Source organism: Rhizobium pisi (assembly GCF_003938655.1).
Lineage (GTDB): Bacteria > Pseudomonadota > Alphaproteobacteria > Rhizobiales > Rhizobiaceae > Rhizobium > Rhizobium pisi.
Map to the genome: position 1 here is coordinate 242,867 of NZ_RJJT01000006.1, position 16,110 is coordinate 258,976.

The 16,110-nt window shown below is 60.2% G+C and carries 18 protein-coding genes; 9 read left to right on the forward strand and 9 right to left on the reverse strand.

Going from position 1 to position 16,110, the window contains the following annotated elements:
- Positions 1-2 precede the first annotated feature (2 nt).
- Positions 3-563 carry a GNAT family N-acetyltransferase gene (locus EFD55_RS10770; RefSeq protein WP_125845032.1) on the forward strand — a complete coding sequence of 187 codons (561 nt, stop codon included), beginning with the start codon at positions 3-5 and terminating at the stop codon, positions 561-563.
- A gap of 29 nt (positions 564-592) precedes the next feature.
- On the opposite strand, the gene EFD55_RS33105 is transcribed toward EFD55_RS10770, so the two are convergent.
- A complete protein-coding gene (locus tag EFD55_RS33105) occupies positions 593-760 on the reverse strand; it encodes a hypothetical protein (RefSeq protein WP_018445700.1) in 168 nt (55 codons plus the stop codon).
- A 93-nt stretch (positions 761-853) separates the two neighbouring features.
- Between EFD55_RS33105 and EFD55_RS10775 the strand changes: the two genes are divergently transcribed.
- Entirely contained in the window at positions 854-1,357 is a 504-nt protein-coding gene (locus tag EFD55_RS10775) for a DUF1203 domain-containing protein (protein ID WP_125845033.1), read from the forward strand.
- Between the two features lie 16 nt (positions 1,358-1,373).
- Here the strand turns inward: EFD55_RS10775 and ald are convergent, their stop codons facing one another.
- A complete protein-coding gene (ald, locus tag EFD55_RS10780) occupies positions 1,374-2,492 on the reverse strand; it encodes an alanine dehydrogenase (protein WP_125845104.1) in 1,119 nt (372 codons plus the stop codon).
- Between the two features lie 156 nt (positions 2,493-2,648).
- Here ald and EFD55_RS10785 point away from each other — a divergent pair, with 156 nt between their 5' ends.
- The 3 genes from EFD55_RS10785 (at position 2,649) to EFD55_RS10795 (ending at position 4,558) form a co-directional block, all read left to right on the forward strand.
- Positions 2,649-3,110, forward strand: coding sequence for an Lrp/AsnC family transcriptional regulator (locus tag EFD55_RS10785; RefSeq protein ID WP_125845034.1), 462 nt, complete (start codon positions 2,649-2,651; stop codon positions 3,108-3,110).
- Positions 3,111-3,182: 72 nt separating this feature from the next.
- Positions 3,183-4,067 (forward strand): DMT family transporter, encoded by an 885-nt coding sequence (locus EFD55_RS10790; protein WP_125845035.1) that lies wholly within the window; start codon positions 3,183-3,185, stop codon positions 4,065-4,067.
- A gap of 86 nt (positions 4,068-4,153) precedes the next feature.
- A complete protein-coding gene (locus EFD55_RS10795) occupies positions 4,154-4,558 on the forward strand; it encodes a PilZ domain-containing protein (protein ID WP_125845036.1) in 405 nt (134 codons plus the stop codon).
- Here the strand turns inward: EFD55_RS10795 and EFD55_RS10800 are convergent.
- Entirely contained in the window at positions 4,528-5,250 is a 723-nt protein-coding gene (locus EFD55_RS10800; RefSeq protein ID WP_125845037.1) for a hypothetical protein, read from the reverse strand. The genes EFD55_RS10795 and EFD55_RS10800 overlap by 31 nt on opposite strands.
- 174 nt (positions 5,251-5,424) lie before the next feature.
- On the opposite strand from EFD55_RS10800, the gene EFD55_RS10805 reads away from it, so the two are divergent.
- A complete protein-coding gene (locus EFD55_RS10805; protein ID WP_125845038.1) occupies positions 5,425-7,413 on the forward strand; it encodes a bifunctional 2',3'-cyclic-nucleotide 2'-phosphodiesterase/3'-nucleotidase in 1,989 nt (662 codons plus the stop codon).
- A gap of 38 nt (positions 7,414-7,451) precedes the next feature.
- Here the strand turns inward: EFD55_RS10805 and EFD55_RS10810 are convergent, their stop codons facing one another.
- The gene (locus EFD55_RS10810) at positions 7,452-8,420 is read right to left on the reverse strand and encodes a LysR family transcriptional regulator (RefSeq protein ID WP_125845039.1); all 969 of its coding nucleotides are present in this window, start codon (positions 8,418-8,420) and stop codon (positions 7,452-7,454) included.
- Between the two features lie 139 nt (positions 8,421-8,559).
- Between EFD55_RS10810 and EFD55_RS10815 the strand changes: the two genes are divergently transcribed.
- Entirely contained in the window at positions 8,560-9,174 is a 615-nt protein-coding gene (locus EFD55_RS10815; RefSeq protein ID WP_125845040.1) for an FMN-dependent NADH-azoreductase, read from the forward strand.
- A gap of 48 nt (positions 9,175-9,222) precedes the next feature.
- Here the strand turns inward: EFD55_RS10815 and EFD55_RS10820 are convergent, their stop codons facing one another.
- The gene (locus EFD55_RS10820) at positions 9,223-9,798 is read right to left on the reverse strand and encodes a TetR/AcrR family transcriptional regulator (RefSeq protein WP_125845041.1); all 576 of its coding nucleotides are present in this window, start codon (positions 9,796-9,798) and stop codon (positions 9,223-9,225) included.
- Between the two features lie 107 nt (positions 9,799-9,905).
- Between EFD55_RS10820 and EFD55_RS10825 the strand changes: the two genes are divergently transcribed.
- Entirely contained in the window at positions 9,906-10,682 is a 777-nt protein-coding gene (locus tag EFD55_RS10825; RefSeq protein ID WP_125845042.1) for an SDR family oxidoreductase, read from the forward strand.
- Positions 10,683-10,731: 49 nt separating this feature from the next.
- Here EFD55_RS10825 and EFD55_RS10830 read toward each other — a convergent pair whose 3' ends face one another.
- The 4 genes from EFD55_RS10830 to ilvA all read right to left on the reverse strand — a co-directional run bounded on the left by EFD55_RS10830 (position 10,732) and on the right by ilvA (position 15,328).
- Complete coding sequence (locus EFD55_RS10830; protein ID WP_245438453.1) at positions 10,732-11,868, reverse strand: MFS transporter; 1,137 nt, start codon at positions 11,866-11,868, stop codon at positions 10,732-10,734.
- A gap of 321 nt (positions 11,869-12,189) precedes the next feature.
- Positions 12,190-13,458, reverse strand: a complete 1,269-nt coding sequence (locus EFD55_RS10835) for a GGDEF domain-containing protein (protein ID WP_125845043.1) — start codon at positions 13,456-13,458, stop codon at positions 12,190-12,192.
- 255 nt (positions 13,459-13,713) lie between these two features.
- Positions 13,714-14,040: an HlyU family transcriptional regulator gene (locus EFD55_RS10840; RefSeq protein ID WP_125845044.1), complete on the reverse strand. Its 327-nt coding sequence runs from the start codon at positions 14,038-14,040 to the stop codon at positions 13,714-13,716.
- A 37-nt stretch (positions 14,041-14,077) separates the two neighbouring features.
- The gene (gene ilvA, locus EFD55_RS10845; protein WP_125845045.1) at positions 14,078-15,328 is read right to left on the reverse strand and encodes a threonine ammonia-lyase; all 1,251 of its coding nucleotides are present in this window, start codon (positions 15,326-15,328) and stop codon (positions 14,078-14,080) included.
- A 213-nt stretch (positions 15,329-15,541) separates the two neighbouring features.
- On the opposite strand from ilvA, the gene EFD55_RS10850 reads away from it, so the two are divergent.
- On the forward strand, positions 15,542-15,916 hold the full coding sequence (locus tag EFD55_RS10850) for a VanZ family protein (RefSeq protein ID WP_125845046.1): 375 nt from the start codon (positions 15,542-15,544) through the stop codon (positions 15,914-15,916).
- The last annotated feature ends 194 nt before the right edge of the window (positions 15,917-16,110 follow it).

Genomic DNA, 16,110 nt, shown 5'->3' on the forward strand with positions numbered 1-16,110 from the left:
TCATGGGGAAAACGCCCGCTTCGCTCAAGGCCCATATCACCCGGCTCGAAATGACGGCGCCGCCGAAGGCGAGCCTGCCAGTGCCTGTCAATATCCAGACGGCGATCATGCGCGCTCCCGGCATACCGCTGCCCTTCTATCGCTACCTCTACCGGCAGGTGGGTGCGCGCTGGCAATGGGTGGACCGCCTGCGTATGGGCGACGAGCAGCTTGCCGAAATGTTGAACGACAAGCGCAACAATATCAGCGTCCTCTATGTGAACGGCGCTCCTGCGGGCTTCTACGAATATTTCTGCGGGGACGAGGATACGATCGAGCTCAGCCATTTCGGCCTGATCGAACATGCGCTTGGCCTTGGCATCGGCAAATGGTTCATGCTGCAGGCGCTCTACGCCATCTGGTCGCTCAACCCGAAGCGCGTTACCACCACCACCAACAATCTCGACCACCCGCGCGCGCTGCAGCTCTACCAGATGTTCGGCTTTTCCCCGGTATCAACCGGCACCGGCATCGTCCGTCCGCTCAGCGACAAGGAGCTTCTGGAGATGGCGCGGAAAAGCTGACGACTGCCGTCCGCCGTAGTTGGAGGTAACTAACGCTGCGTCAGGCTGTTCGGGCGGCGCGGATCGTTGCGGCGCTCGAAATCGAGCGTGCGGCCCGACTGCTCCTTCAGTTCGGCCACTTCCCGGCGTAGCGCCCTGAGCTCTTCCAGTATTTCTGCGTTCTGTTGCGCCAGCAGCGCGAGATCGATGTCGGCCAAGGGCTTCTCCTTTTCCTTTGCAGCTTCGCAAGAAACGGGTGGCTTACACGGTGATCCGGGTACATTTCATGGCAATCACAAAGGAGATTTGCCATGACTGCCTTACGTTTTGTCGCCATGCCGACGGCCGATGCCGAACACCTCTGGAACGGTGGCCGCGACGCCTATGACCGGCATCCCGAGACGATGGTATCCGATGGCCCGGGGCATCCCTGCCGCCATTGCCTTGATAATATCGATGAGGGCGAAGAACTGCTGGTCTTTGCCTACCGGCCCTTCCCCGAACTGCAACCCTATGCCGAAACAGGACCGATCTTCCTGCACAAGCAGCCTTGCCGGCGCTATGCCGCCGAAGAGATCCTGCCGCCAACGCTGACGACGAGTCCTGACTTCATTCTCCGGGGCTACAATCAGGACAACCGGATCGTCTATGGCAGCGGCGCGGTGACCCTTATCGGCGAGATTGCGTCCTATGGCGAGAAGCTGCTGGCACGGTCCGATGTCGCCTATGTGCATGTGCGCTCGGCACGCAATAACTGCTTCCAGTGCCGGATCGACAAGGCAAAGGCGCCGGCCCTTGCGGAGACCGGCGCCTAACCTAGAGTCAGGAAGCTTACGCTACGTTCAGCACGCTCTCCGGCGCGAAGGCCTCGTAGCCGAGCGCCTCGGCGACCGGCTTGTTGGTAATGCGGCCCTTATGCACGTTGAGGCCGTTTCTCAGATGTTTGTCTTCGGCGATGGCGCGCAGGCCGCGATCGGCAAGCGCGAGACCATGGACCAGAGTGGCATTGTTCAGCGCATGCGCCGAGGTGACGGGGACTGCGCCCGGCATGTTGGCGACGCAATAATGCACGACGCCGTCGACCACATAGGTCGGATCGGAATGGGTCGTCGCATGCGATGTCTCGAAGCAACCGCCTTGGTCGATCGCGACATCGACGATGACGGAACCCTTCTTCATGCCGGAAAGCATCTCGCGGGTGACGAGCTTCGGAGCGGCAGCGCCAGGGATCAGCACGGCGCCGATAACGAGATCGGCCGAAAAGACCTCCTCTTCCAGCGCCTGGATGCTGGAGTAACGCGTGTGGATACGCCCTGCGAAGATGTCGTCGAGCTGGCGCAGGCGCGGCAGCGACCTGTCGAGAATGCTGACGTCGGCGCCGAGGCCGGCAGCCATCCTGGCCGCATGCAAGCCGACGACGCCGCCGCCGATGACCGCGACCTTGGCCGGCAATACGCCGGGTACGCCGCCGAGGAGGACACCGAGGCCGCCATTGGCCTTCTGAAGAGCGGTCGCTCCCGCCTGGATCGACAGGCGTCCGGCGACCTCGGACATCGGCGCCAGCAGCGGCAGGCCGCCGCGCTCGTCGGTCACCGTCTCATAGGCGATCGCGGTGACACCGGAGGCGATGAGACCCTTGGTCTGCTCGGGATCGGGCGCGAGATGCAGATAGGTATAGAGAAGCTGGCCGTCTCGGAGCTGCGCCCATTCGGAGGGCTGCGGCTCCTTGACCTTGACGATCATGTCGCACTTTTCGAAGATATCTTTGGCGGAGGCGGCAATCTTCGCGCCCGCCGCGGCATAGGCGGCATCATCAGCGCCGATGCCGGCACCTGCCTTGGTTTCCACCCAGACCTCATGGCCGTGGGCCACATATTCGCGCACCGAAGCCGGCGTCAGGCCGACGCGGTATTCATGGTTCTTGATTTCCTTCGGGCAGCCGACACGCATTCGCGTTCCTCTCATTTTGTCTCCGCGGTCGCGGATCTCCTCTGACGATGAATCCAACCACCAAGGCTGCGAAATGTCCTTGCAAAGACGATTTGCGCGGAGGCGTTTTTTCGGCGATTATTGCGCCATCTCTAGTATTTTTCGAAAGTTCTTCGAATGACCGATCTCGATGCCATCGATCTTGCGATTCTGAAGGTGCTGCAGGCCAATGCCCGCATCACCAATGCCGAGCTCGCCGAAAAGATCGGGCTTTCGCCGTCAGCCTGTTCGCGCCGGCTCGACATCCTGGAGCGAAGCGGCGTCATCGGCGGTTATCATGCACGGCTCTCGCACAAGGCGCTCGAATACAAGATGATCGCCATCGTCCATATTTCGCTCTCCGGCCAGTTCGCCAAGACGCTGGCGGAATTCGAGGCGGCGGTGAAGCTCTGTCCGAACGTTCTCGTCTGCTACCTGATGTCAGGCGAATACGACTATATCCTCAGGATCGCCGCCCGCGATCTCGAGGACTACGAACGCATCCACCGCGACTGGCTTTCAGCCCTGCCCCACGTGGTCAAGATCAATTCCAGCTTCGCGCTCAGGGAAATCATCGACAAGCCGAATGTCGGGCTTTGAGCCCTTGCATATTTTTCGAAATCCTGCCCAGTCTTTGACTGTGCGCGGGCGTCTCCCGCTCCGTGGCAAGTCATGACATCGAAGACCCAAGGCTATATTTTCGCTCTGCTGGCGATCACCATTTTCTCTTTGCAGGACGCGATCTCGAAACATCTGGCATCGACCTATCCGCCGATCTTCGTAACGATGATCCGCTACTGGGCCTTCGCAATTTTCACAGTCCTCCTCGCTTCGAAGATGCGCGGCGGCCTCAAGGCGACGGCTCGCACCAAACGCCCCTTCCTCCAGGTGACGCGCGGCGTCCTGCTTGCGGTCCAGGTGGTTCTGGCCATCACCTGTTTTGCGATAATCGGGCTTGCCCGTTCACAGGCGATCTTTTCCGCGACGCCGATCCTCATCGCGCTGCTGGCGATGCCGATCCTCGGCGAGCGGGTCGGATGGCGGCGGTGGGCAGCAATCGGCGCCGGACTTTTCGGAGTACTGCTGATCCTGAAGCCGGAAGGCGAGCTTTTCGACGTGAAGCTGCTTCTCGCCATCATTTCCTGCTTCAACTTCGCCTTCTATGTCATCGCCACCCGTCTTGTCAGCCGCGACGATTCGTCGATGACCAGCTTCTTCTATACCGGCGTCGTCGGCGCCATCATCATGACTACCATCGGGCCTTTCTACTGGAGCTGGATGTCGGCGGCCGACTGGGGATGGATGGCGGTCGTCTGCATGACTAGCATTTCCAGCCATTATTTCCTGATCCGCGCCTATGATCTTCTCGATGCCGCCGCCGTCCAGCCGCTGACCTATCTGTCGCTCGTCTACGCCTCGATCATCGGAGTGACGATCTATGACGAAACGCTCAGTCTCAACATGATCATCGGCTCGGCGATCGTGGTCGCCGCCGGCATCTTCACGGTCTGGCGCGAGCATGTGGTGGGACGCAGAACCGCCGCCGCCACCAATTGACGTTTCACTGCAATTTTATCCAACCCCCTAAAACCATTTCAATTTTCGGCCGCTATGCTGTCCAGGCGATGTCCAAGGGAGACAGCATGACCCGCAACCTGAAAATTACGGCCCGAAAGGCCGACCGGCAAAACTGCCGTGTCTTCGGCAATATGAAATATCTGAACAGCGAGGTGGCTGTCCGCATTCTCAACCTGTCGGCAACAGGCGCCGCCCTGGAAACCAAGGGACCGGTCCACGCCGCCTCCGGCAGCAAGGTGCGGATCGAAGCGGAGAACCTCGGAATGCTCGAAGGCATCATCCGCTGGAAATATAACGGCCGCGTCGGCATCCAGTTCGACATCAATTCGAATGCGCGAGCGCAGGTCTCCTCCTATTTCCGCTTTTTCCATAAGGAAATACGGCCGGTCCTGGCGGTCCGCCATTTGGTGCGACCAACGGCCAGCGTCGAGCGCACGCCTCACCTGGCGACGTCGACGCTGAAATCGTAAGGCTGCACTGCCTTTGCGCCGAAGGAGCGGCTGAGATCGTTCCAGTAGCTGCGGTTGACGTTGACATCGAGAGTGACCGGGCCTTGGGTCTGCGGCAGCTTGGCGCCGAGGCTCCTGACGTCGATGGCCGCACTGTTGGCGTTGGCGCCGGACAGCACGATCGTCTCCGTACCCAGGGGAACATTGACAGCGCCGGGCGCCGGGCTCGCCGAGAGGGGCTCGCTCGATATGATCTGGCCATCACCGCTGAGGAATTTGATATCGCAGGTCTGGCATTCGCCCTGCGTCCAGCCGGGGTTGACCTTCAGTTCGACACGGGGCGGCAGCGAGCGATCGCCATCCTGGGCGTAAGCGGCGCCGACGATGGAAAACAGGCTGGCGGATGGTTGGATCTCGATCGGCTTCGGGTTGACCGAACTGCCTTGCGCCGCGGCCATGATGAGAGCCGGAGCGCCGATACCGAGAAGAAGCGCCTTCTGCAGCTGCTGCTCGCGGTAGATCAGCGCGATCGCGGCGCCGATAACAAAAAAGACCGAAATGGCGCCGAGCGCACAGGCCACGGAAATCCAAGGATTTGCCGTCGTCGTCAGCCATTTCTCGACATCGCCGCTGTAAAGCGCCTGCGCCTTATCGACCAGACTGGGCGCGGTGCCCCCGAAACCTCCAACCGCAGCGATAACGACCCTGTTCATGATCCCGTCCCCCTGGATTTCAGCGGGAGGACTGTACCATAAATTGCATTTCAAGACCACATCGCCTCGCCGGCCGATTGTTTTGCCGTTCTGTCATTTTCGCAGTGTACTCCTCGCCAAATCGTCCTAATTCTGACGGGCCGGACGATGCAGATCTTTGAAGGAGAAGTTTCCATGTCTTCCATTTTCGACGTTGGTGCCATGAGCCGCCGTTCGCTTCTTGGCGGCCTCGCCGCCACTTCCGCCCTGGTGCTGCTGCACCCTTTCAGCGCGCGTGCCAGCGCCAACCAGGCGCATCTCCGGCTGATGGAAACGACGGACATTCATGTCAACGTCTTCCCTTATGACTATTATGCCGACAAGCCGAACGACACGATGGGCCTCGCGCGAACCGGGACGATCATCGACAAAATCCGCGCCGAAGCCGTCAACTCGCTGCTGATCGACAATGGCGACGTGCTGCAGGGCAATCCTATGGGCGACTACATGGCCTACCAGCACGGCATGAAGGACGGCGACGTCCATCCCGTCATCAAGGCAATGAATACGCTCGGCTATTCGGTCGGCACGCTCGGCAATCACGAGTTCAATTACGGCCTCGACTTCATGTTCAAGGTGCTGTCCGGCGCCAATTTTCCCTTCGTCTGCGCCAATCTGACCAAGGGTCAGCTCGCCTCGGACCCCAAGCAGGACGACCTCTTCTTCAAGCCCTACGTCATCCTGGAAAAACAGATCAAGGACGGCGCCGGCAATGAGAGCCCCGTCAAGATCGGCTTCATCGGCTTCGTGCCGCCGCAGATCATGCTCTGGGACATCAAGAATCTCGAAGGCAAGGCGCAGACGCGCGATATCGTCGAAGCCGCCAAGGCCTGGGTTCCCGCCATGAAGGAAGCCGGCGCCGATATCGTCATCGCGCTCTCCCATTCCGGCATCGATGGCGCAGCACCCTCCGAAAAGATGGAAAACGCCGCGCTGCATCTTGCCGCGGTCGACGGGATCGATGCGATCTTCACAGGCCACCAGCATCTGGTCTTCCCCGGACCGAAGAGCTGGGACGGCATTGCCAATGCCGATCCGGTCAAGGGCACGCTGCATGGCAAACCGGCCGTGATGGCCGGCTTCTGGGGCTCGCATCTCGGCCTTATCGACCTGCTCCTGGAAAAGGACGGCAATAGCTGGAAGATCGTCGACTTCACCTCGGAAGCGCGGCCGATCTATCATCGCGACGACAAGAAGAAGGTAGTTGCCGACTACGCCGACAAGAAAGAGGTGGTTGAAGCCGCCAAGGCGGAGCACGAGGCGACGCTTGCCTATGTCCGCACGCCCGTCGGCAAGACGTCCGCGCCGCTCTACTCCTATTTCGCGCTCGTCGCCGACGATCCTTCCGTGCAGATCGTCAGCCAAGCCCAGACCTGGTACATCAAGCAGATGCTCGCCGACACCAAGTACAAGGATCTGCCGGTGCTTTCGGCCGCAGCTCCCTTCAAGGCCGGCGGGCGCGGTGGTGCGGAGTATTATACCAACGTTCCGGCCGGCGATATCGCCATCAAGAACGTCGCCGATCTCTACCTCTATCCGAACACGGTGCAGGCCGTCGTCATTACCGGCGAGCAGGTGAAGAACTGGTTGGAAATGTCGGCCGGCATGTTCAACCAGGTGGAGGCAGGCGCCAAGGACGCCGCGCTGCTCAACAGCGATTTTCCGTCCTACAATTTCGACGTCATCGACGGCGTCACCTACCAGATCGACCTGTCGCAGCCGCGCAAATATGACAATGACGGCAAGCCGATCAATCCGACGTCGAACCGCATCCAGAATCTGGCTTTCGGCGGCAAGCCGATCGATCCCACCCAAAAGTTCGTCGTCGTCACCAACAATTACCGCGCCGGCGGCGGCGGCAATTTCCCGGAAATTGCCGCGGACAAGGTGATCTTCCAGGCGCCTGATACCAACCGCGACGTGATCGTGCGCTATGTCCACGACCAGGGCACGATCAATCCGTCGGCCGACGCAAACTGGACCTTCAAGCCGCTGCCGGGCACGACGGCGACCTTTGAAAGCGGCCCGAAGGCAAAGCAGTTCCTTGCCGCGGTCAAGAGCGTCAAGATCGAGGAAGCCGGCGAAGGTGCCGACGGCTTCTCAAAATTCAGGCTGGTTCTGTAAACCGAGGAAGTCAGGCAGGCGCAGTATCCGCGCCTGCCTTATTCCGCCGCAAGCGGCATACCGGGTTCATGCAGTTCCGCGATCCGGGCATGGAAATCGGCCTGGTTTGGACAGGCGGAAAGCCTGGTACGAAACGCGTCGATCATCCAGGCGGCGGCAGGCCCGGGTGGATTGGCAAGCCGGCGCATCGAATAGATGCCATACTCTCCCTGTTCGTAGGCCTCCAAATCGAGATGAACGAGGGCGCCGCTCACGAGATCGTCACGGATGAGCGAAGCGGGAAGGCCGCCCCAGCCAAGGCCGGCTTTGATGAGTTGGTGCTTGGTCGCAATATCGCTGACCCGCCATGTCTTGTAGGACAGAACGTTGAAATCGCGCCCCTTCGTCAGGCCCGAGGCATCGGTCACGACGAGTTGCACCTCCTCGCGCACGTCGCCGAGCATGAGCGGCCGCTCGAACGCGGCAAGCGGGTGGTTGCGCGCGGCAACGGGTAACATGAAGGAATGGCCGATCCGCTCGGTGACGACCGAATCGTCCTGCCTCAGGACCGCGCCGCCGATCCCGATCGTCGCTTTGCCGCTCAGCACGAGATCCATGACCATTCCGAGTTCGCCGACGTTGAGGTTCAACGAAACGGACGGGAACATATCACGGAACTCCCGCAGGACGTCCACCACCGCCTGCGAAGGGACCATGACGCTGATGGCGGCGGAAACCTCCGCTTCGAGCCCTTCCTTGAGGCTCTTGACGCGTGCCCGCATGACCTGCAGGTCGCCCAAAATGCGGCGCGCATCCTCCAGCATCGCCCTGCCCGCGTCTGTCAGCTTTGGCTGGCGCGCGCCGGAGCGCTCGAAAAGCGGCATTTCGAGCTGTGCCTCCAGATTGGCGATCGTGTAGCTGACAACCGATTGCGCACGGTTCAGCACCCGCGAAGCGGCCGAGAAACTGCCGGTCTCGGCAACAGTCAGAAACACTTGCAATTGGTCCAGAGTCGGGTTCGGAAGCATCTATCATCCATTCCATCGATAATTTCGATCGACATTATCACCGTTTTTTCGATAGCAGGCCAGACCTATTTTCCTCATCGACACTGCGGCTCACCTCCCAGAAACGGGCCGTCAAATTCAATTCGAAAGGAAATGCACCATGTCGTCCATCCTCCTCCTGACGTCCAGCCCGCGTGCCGACTCGCTGTCGACGCCGATCGCCGTCGATCTCGCCGAAAAGCTGAAGAACCAGAAGCCGGGCAGCGTCGTCGTCCGCCGCGACCTCGCCTCCAACCCGCTGCCGCATATTGACGACCTCTTCACCGGCGCGATCCGGAAGCCGGCCGACGCCCGCACCGCCGAAGAAATTGCAGCCATCAAGACCTCCGACGAACTCGTCGCTGAACTGTTTGCCGCCGACACGATCGTCATCAGCACCGGCCTGATCAACTTCAATATCTACTCGTCGCTGAAGACCTGGATCGACAACGTTGCCCGCGCCGGCGTGACCTTCAAGTACACGGAAAGCGGCCCGGTCGGCCTCGTAACCGGCAAGAAGGTTTATGTGGTGCTCACCTCCGGCGGCGTCTACTCGCAGGGCCCGGCTGCTCCCCTGAACCATGCCGTTCCGTACCTGAAGTCGGTTCTCGGCTTCCTCGGCATCACCGATATCGAGACCATCTATGTCGAAGGCCTCGCCTTCGGTCCGGAAGCCGCCGAAAAGGCCATCGACGCTGCCAAGTCGCGCGTCCAGGAAATCGCACTCGCCGCTTGATCGGCTTTCGAATTTTCTCTGAACGGCCGGCCTTCGCCGGCCGTTTTGTCATTTGTCGATATCGGCGACAAAATCTCGGATCGTCACCAGGATTTCAGCCGAGAGATTTTCATCCGAGGAAATCCTGGCAAGGCCGACGCCGCCCGCCATCATCGCGAAAGCCATGATCGCCTTGCGCCGTCTTTCCCCATCATCCGCTCCCGCGGCCTTGCTCGCCAGTGCTGCGAAATTGCGCTTGAGCCGCTCCGTCGCAATCCCCCGCGCCTTCTCGCCGCTGCGTGACAGATCGGAGGTCAGTGCGGCAAAGGGGCAGCCCTCGCCGGGATTGTCGCGATGATAGGGGCTGACGTAGCGATCAGCGATATCGGCAGCAGTCATCTTCGCCGGGTCCACTCCTTCGGCTTCCAGCCTGCGCCCCCATGAATCGAACGCGGACCGGAGCGCCTCGGCAACGAGATCGTCACGGGAGGCGAAGTGCTTGTAGAAGCCGCCGACAGTCAGTCCAGCTTCCTTCATCAAGTCGGCGACGCCGATGCCCTCAAGCCCCTCCTCGCGCAGTCGCTTCGACGCGGTCTCGACGATCTTCTCGTGCGTCTTCTGTTTTTCCAACTGCGAACGACCCATCGGAATTCTCCCGGCACTGCCTCTTGACTTATGTGGATTGCAATCATAATCCTTATGGATAACGATCATAATCCATATCGTTGCCAATTCCAAGAGGAGCATGAACCATGCGTCTAAGAAACAAGGTAGCCCTGATTACCGGCGGAAACAGCGGCATCGGTCTTGCGACCGCCAAGGTCTTCATCGACGAGGGCGCCAAGGTCGTCATCACCGGCCGCAATCCGGAAACACTTGCTGCCGCCGAAAAGGCTCTGGGGGCCGGCGTGCTGGCGCTGAAGGTCGATGTCACCGATACCACGGCCACCGAGAAGGCCCTTGCGGAAGCCACCGAAAAGGTCGGCAAGTTCGACATCGTCTTCGCCAATGCCGGCATCGGCGGCGCGACACCGCTCGGTGACACGTCGCCGGAGCAGTTCAACCGGATCATCGGCACCAATCTGACGGCGGTTTTCTTCACCGTGCAATCGGCCCTGCCGCATCTCAATGACGGCGCGTCGGTGATCCTCAACGGTTCGGTGCATGCCGTGCTCGGCGCTCCCGCCTGGACGGCCTATGCAGCGACCAAGGCGGCGGTCCGGGCGATGACGCGCAATATGGCGTCCGAACTCGCGCCGCGCGGCATCCGCGTCAACCAGGTGACACCCGGCGGCACGAAAACGCCAATCTGGTCGCCTATGGCACAAACGGAAGACGCAATGTCCGCGCTCGAGGCCCGTCTCGGCGGCATGAGCCCGCTCGGCCGCATGAGCGAAGCCGACGAAATCGCCAAGGCGGCGCTCTATCTGGCCTCGGATGATTCGACCAATGTCACCGGCATCGAGATCACCGTCGACGGCGGCATGACGAGCGCGCCCTCCGGCGCCAAGATTTTCCGCACCGCCTGAGAAAGCAGGGCCGGGCAAATCAACCTGCCCGGCCCCACAGATCCTTGCTTTAGCTCGCCCGCATGGCGCGATAGGCAACGCGAAACAGAACGATTGCCAAATTCGCCACGGCAAGCAGGAGCACTGCATACAGCATGGTCTGGATACCGGACGAAACGATGAGCTTGCCGGCGATCAACGGAAAGCCGAAGACGCCGATGAAATAGGCTAGCGAGAATAGCAGCAACGACTGCGGCATAAGGCCGACCGGCGCCTCATTGGCGGCAAGGCCGTTGATGACGGAATAAGTCAGCCCATATCCCAGCCCCAGCATCGCTGCCGCGCAGAGATAGCCCAGTGCACTCGATGTTACCATCAGGAACAGCAGGATCGATGCCAGCGTCAGGCTTGTCAGGACCAGGAGCGAATAGAACGGATCTTTCTTGACCACATATCCCGCTGCGAATAGCCGGCTCAGAATCGCGGAGGACATGAAACCGATGAAGAAAAGGGAGTAGTCGAACCCATGCGCCTTGGCGTAGCTGGTTTGAAAGCTGGACAATCCGCCGAAAATCGCGCCGCCGACGCCAACCATGACGATGGAATACATTGCCGGTGATGCGATCACACGGCGTGCCGCGCCAAACGAGATTTTGTTGACATGAGGCAAAATCTTGCCGGCATTGGTCAGCCTGATGTGAAGCAGGAAGTAAAGTGCGCCGCCGGCAAGACTGGAAAGCGACGCAAACAGAAAAGCCGTCTCGATCGGCATGGACCAACCGGTTGCTATACGGCCGATGATCGGCCCGGCGCCGATGCCTGACATCATCGATCCGGAAAGCAGGGCAAAAAACCGGATACGATGCTCGGGCTCGATGATCGCGGCGACCAGCAGAGGGCCGAGGGCATAGAACGTGCCCCAGCCTATGCCGAGAATGAAACCGACAGTCATCAGCCCCACCCCGGCCGACGGGACCCTGGCAAAACCCAACCCCGATGCAGCAAGAAACAGCGCCGAAACCGCGACCGCCCGCGCAGAGCCGATGGCATCCGCGATGTGGCCGGACAGGATGACGAGAATGACCGTGCTGACAGTCGCCGCCGAGATGATCAGGCCGGCCAGCGCCCCGTCCCCGCCACCCTTACCCACCAACACTGGGATCAGGAACGTTACCCCATAGGCAATCGAAAGAAGAAACCCTCCGATTCACAAAACGGTAAATTCGCCGCTATCGACCCTCTGCTGTGCAACCGCATCACTCATGTCTCCATGCCCCTCGCAAGACAGTTCACTGGAATATTGCGGCAATGGAGATCACGTTTGTATTTTCCGAACAAGACGTTTTCATTGTGTCGATAACATATTGAAAACACGACAGTGTTAAGAAGGATGTTTCTGTTTACTCAGCATCACCAACACCCCAAGCGAGGCATTGCATCTGATTGCATCTGACCGACGACCCAGCGAGCCGGCTCGTTCATGCCGCTCCTGAGGCAGCGCTCGATACTTGGAAGGATCGTTATTGGGCTAACTGAGTTTCACGACACCGGAGCGGCCGACGATGCAGTTGCGGCCGCTCTTCTTGGCTTCATAAAGCCTGCCGTCGGCGACCGAGAGCACGGTGGTGAAGCTGGTGCCGTCTTCATCGGCGGTCGCAATGCCGATGCTGACCGTCACCGGCTTGTCATCCGGTGTCTGGACGCTGGTTGCGATCGTCCAGCGCAGGCGTTCGGCAAGCAGCAGGCCTTCCTCATGATTTGTGCCGGGGCAGACGGCGACGAACTCTTCGCCGCCGAAACGGAAGATGCGGTCGCTGGAACGCAGCGTCGTCCCGAGCCGGGCGGCGATCGCCTTCAACACCTCGTCGCCCTGGAGATGGCCGTAGCCGTCATTGACGTCCTTGAAGTGATCGGCGTCGATAATGAGGACCGTGGCGAACAGCCCCTGTCTCGATGCCTCATTCAGCATCAGCGGCGCTTCCAGCTCCATCCGGGTACGGTCATAAACGCCGGTGAGCATATCGCGGCCGGTCCGCTCGAGAAGGTCGTTGTAGCGCTCGCGGAACGTCAGGTCGCCGAACACGTCGCTGATGGAGCGTGCGGCTGCGGCGGAGCCGACGCGACGAATGCGATATTCATAGATCGCAAACATCACCGCGTAGAGGCAGACGGCAAACATCTTCGCCTTCCAGCCGCCCCAGAATGCGGCGACCGGCACGTCCAGGAAATAATGCAGCGCGGCGAAGAAGCCGATCTGGTCGAAGGTCAGCAACGCAAAGCCGCAGATCATGAAACGCAGGACGACACGGCGGCGGAAGAAATCCCCGAGTTTTTCGTAAAGCAGGATGATGCCGAGCGAATCGACATAGAGCAGCGCCGTGCCCCAGACCATCAGCCAGCCCATCTCCTTCAAGAAATCGACGTCGGGCGTGTGATCCGGCGATATCTCGAGCGGGTGGTGCAGCTGCAGCACCCAGGCGATGCCGACGGTCAAAAGGTTGCCGAAGAACAGGCCGTAGATCGGCTGGCGCACCGTCGCCGCATCCTCCTGCAGATAGAGCATCAGGATCATCATCAGCTTGCCGGAGAAGAAGACCGATGAGCCGGGCGATACGTCTCCGAACGGAAGCGAGACATAGAAGACCGCCGCCAGATAGGTTTCCATGAAATGCATGACGCCGAGCGCCGTCAGAAAGACCCCGAGGCCGAGCCGATGGCGGAAATGTAGAAGCATCACCATCAGCGTGAAATAGGCGACGGCTTCGACGACGAAGAGAGCGAGGTTGAGTGCCTCCATTACGACACCGCGGCTCCGAGCCAACGACCCTCGAACTCCGCAGGCGCGGCGATCGCGACAGCGGACCCTTTTGTCGATCGTCCAAAAAAATGAAACACGACGGCAACCCTGCAAATCCTGCGGGGATAGCTTTCACCGCAATCCTTTAAGATTGCGTGTGCAAAATCAGGCGCCGCGCGGCACGCAGGTCATGCGATTGAAAAGCAAGGAGTATCCTGCCGAGATCCGATCCCGATCCAAGCCGGGATCCCGATTTCAGACCTGACGGACCTTCTCGCCGTCACCAAACAGCGACGGACCGTGCTGATCGATGATCTGCTGCGCCTTGCGCACGGTGCATTCGATCGCGTCATCGGAAGAGGAAAACATATCGGCGCGAATGAAATTGCGCACCAGTACCTCGTCGCCGACCTTCTTCTCGATGCGGCCGACGAGGCGATATTGGCCGCCTTCCTTGCGTGGTTCGGCATAGATCGTGCAATCGCCGTAAAGCTGCGGCTCGCCGGAAGGGCCTGCCGCTTCCGCGGCCGGTTTGCCACCGCCGGAGAACATCGAAAAAAGATTTGAAATGAACGAAGCCATGACCCGCCTTTAGCACGAGGGCATCGTTTCCGCCAAGTCAAATGATCAAATTGGCGAGGATCTCATTTTCGGTGATATCTTCGTAACCCATGCCGGCAGCTTCGAAATTTCCGATCAGGCGGGCAAAATTCTCAGGCGCCTTGGTTTCGATGCCGATCAGGATCGAGCCGAAGTTGCGCGCCGATTTCTTCAGATATTCGAAGCGGGCGATATCATCGTCGGGACCGAGCAGGTTGAGGAAATCCCTGAGTGCGCCAGGGCGCTGGGCGAGCCGCAGGATGAAGTATTTCTTCAGCCCCGCGTAACGCATGGCTCTTTCCTTTACGTCAGGCAGGCGCTCGAAATCGAAATTGCCGCCGGAGACGACGGCGACGATGGTCTTGCCGCGGATCGTCTCCCGATCCATCGCGGCGATCGCCGTCAACGACAAGGCGCCGGCCGGTTCCAGAACAACGCCTTCGACGTTCAACATCTCCTGAATGGTGACGCAGATGGCGTTCTCCGGCATCAGCCGCACCTGTTCGGCCGGGAAATCGCGAAGGGCGGCGAAATTCAGGTCGCCGATGCGCGCCACGGCGGCGCCGTCTACGAAATTATCGACCTTGGCAAGCGTCGTCACCTCACCCGCCTCGATGCTGCGCCTCAGGCTTGGCGCGCCGGCGGGCTCGGCAAAGACGAAGGCCGATTTCGCAACCGTACCGTCGAGATAGCCGGTGATGCCGGCGGCAAGTCCGCCGCCGCCGACCGGCAGGACGATCATATTGGGCAGCGTTCCTTCCGGCAGTTGCTGCATGATTTCGGCTGCGACCGTCGCCTGACCTTCGATAATATCGGCATGGTCAAAGGGCGGCACCATGACACCGCCGACCGCTTCCACATGCTCGCGGGCGGCCTGGTAGCACTGGTCGAAGAAATCGCCAAACAGCCGGATGGTGATGAACTCGGCGCCGAACATGCGGGTCTTGTCGATCTTCTGCTGCGGTGTCGTCACCGGCATGAAGACAACGCCCGGCACGCCGAAATGGCGGCAGACATAGGCAAATCCCTGGGCATGATTGCCGGCCGAGGCGCAGACGAAGGTCTTGCCGGAAGCACCCTGCCCGATTGCCTTGCGAAAGAAATTGAAGGCGCCGCGGATCTTGTAGGAGCGCACCGGCGACAGGTCCTCGCGCTTCAACCAGATATCGGCCCCATAACGGGCCGAGAGATGATCGTTGAGCTGCAGCGGCGTTGCCGGAAACAGGCTGCGCATTGCCTCTTCGGCGCTTTCGACATCAAGTCTCGTCACGGGTGTCGTCCATTCTCACGATTAGCCACCGCCGCTATGGCATAGGCGGACCGGCAAAAGAAAGCCCGCTTCGGCCATTTCCGGTTCGCCGTCGGATTGGCTTGCTCGACGAACCGTTGTTCTCCGGGAAAGTTTTTCTTAAGCCAACCGCAAAATTGACGGCACATGAACTAATTTTAATTGTCAATGAACCGGCCGGCCACTTATGAAGCTATGATGATCTTCAAATTCGCAAGACCCCTGGCCTGGCTGCTGCTTGCCTTCATCATCTTCGTCACCGTGTCGCCGATCGGGCTGAGGCCGGAAACGGTCACGACGGTCGATACCGACCGTGCGAGCGCCTACGTGGTCCTTGGGCTCGCCTTTGCGCTCGCCTATCCGAAGCAGTGGAAAACGGTGGCGGCGCTGCTGGTCGTCGGCGCGGTCGCCATCGAATATCTGCAATACTTCGTACCGACGCGTCACGCGCGCCTGCATGACGCCGGCATTAAGGCAATGGGCGCAGCCTTGGGGCTTCTGGCCGGCTGGGTGATCAACAAATGGCGCGATGCGAAAGCACCAGACACCCTTCCGCTCACAGAACGCTGATTGTTGTTAGCGACAAACCAGCACATGACCCCGAAGATCGAATTCGGGATTTGTGCATGTCGAAACCGATAGAGTGTTCTTAGCGCGTCTTCCTGGACGCGCTAAGAACACTCTAGAAACCGCGCAATTGCATCGCCCAGAAAAACAGCGGTATCGCGGCCATCGCAGTTCCCATAACAAGTGCGACGCTGGCC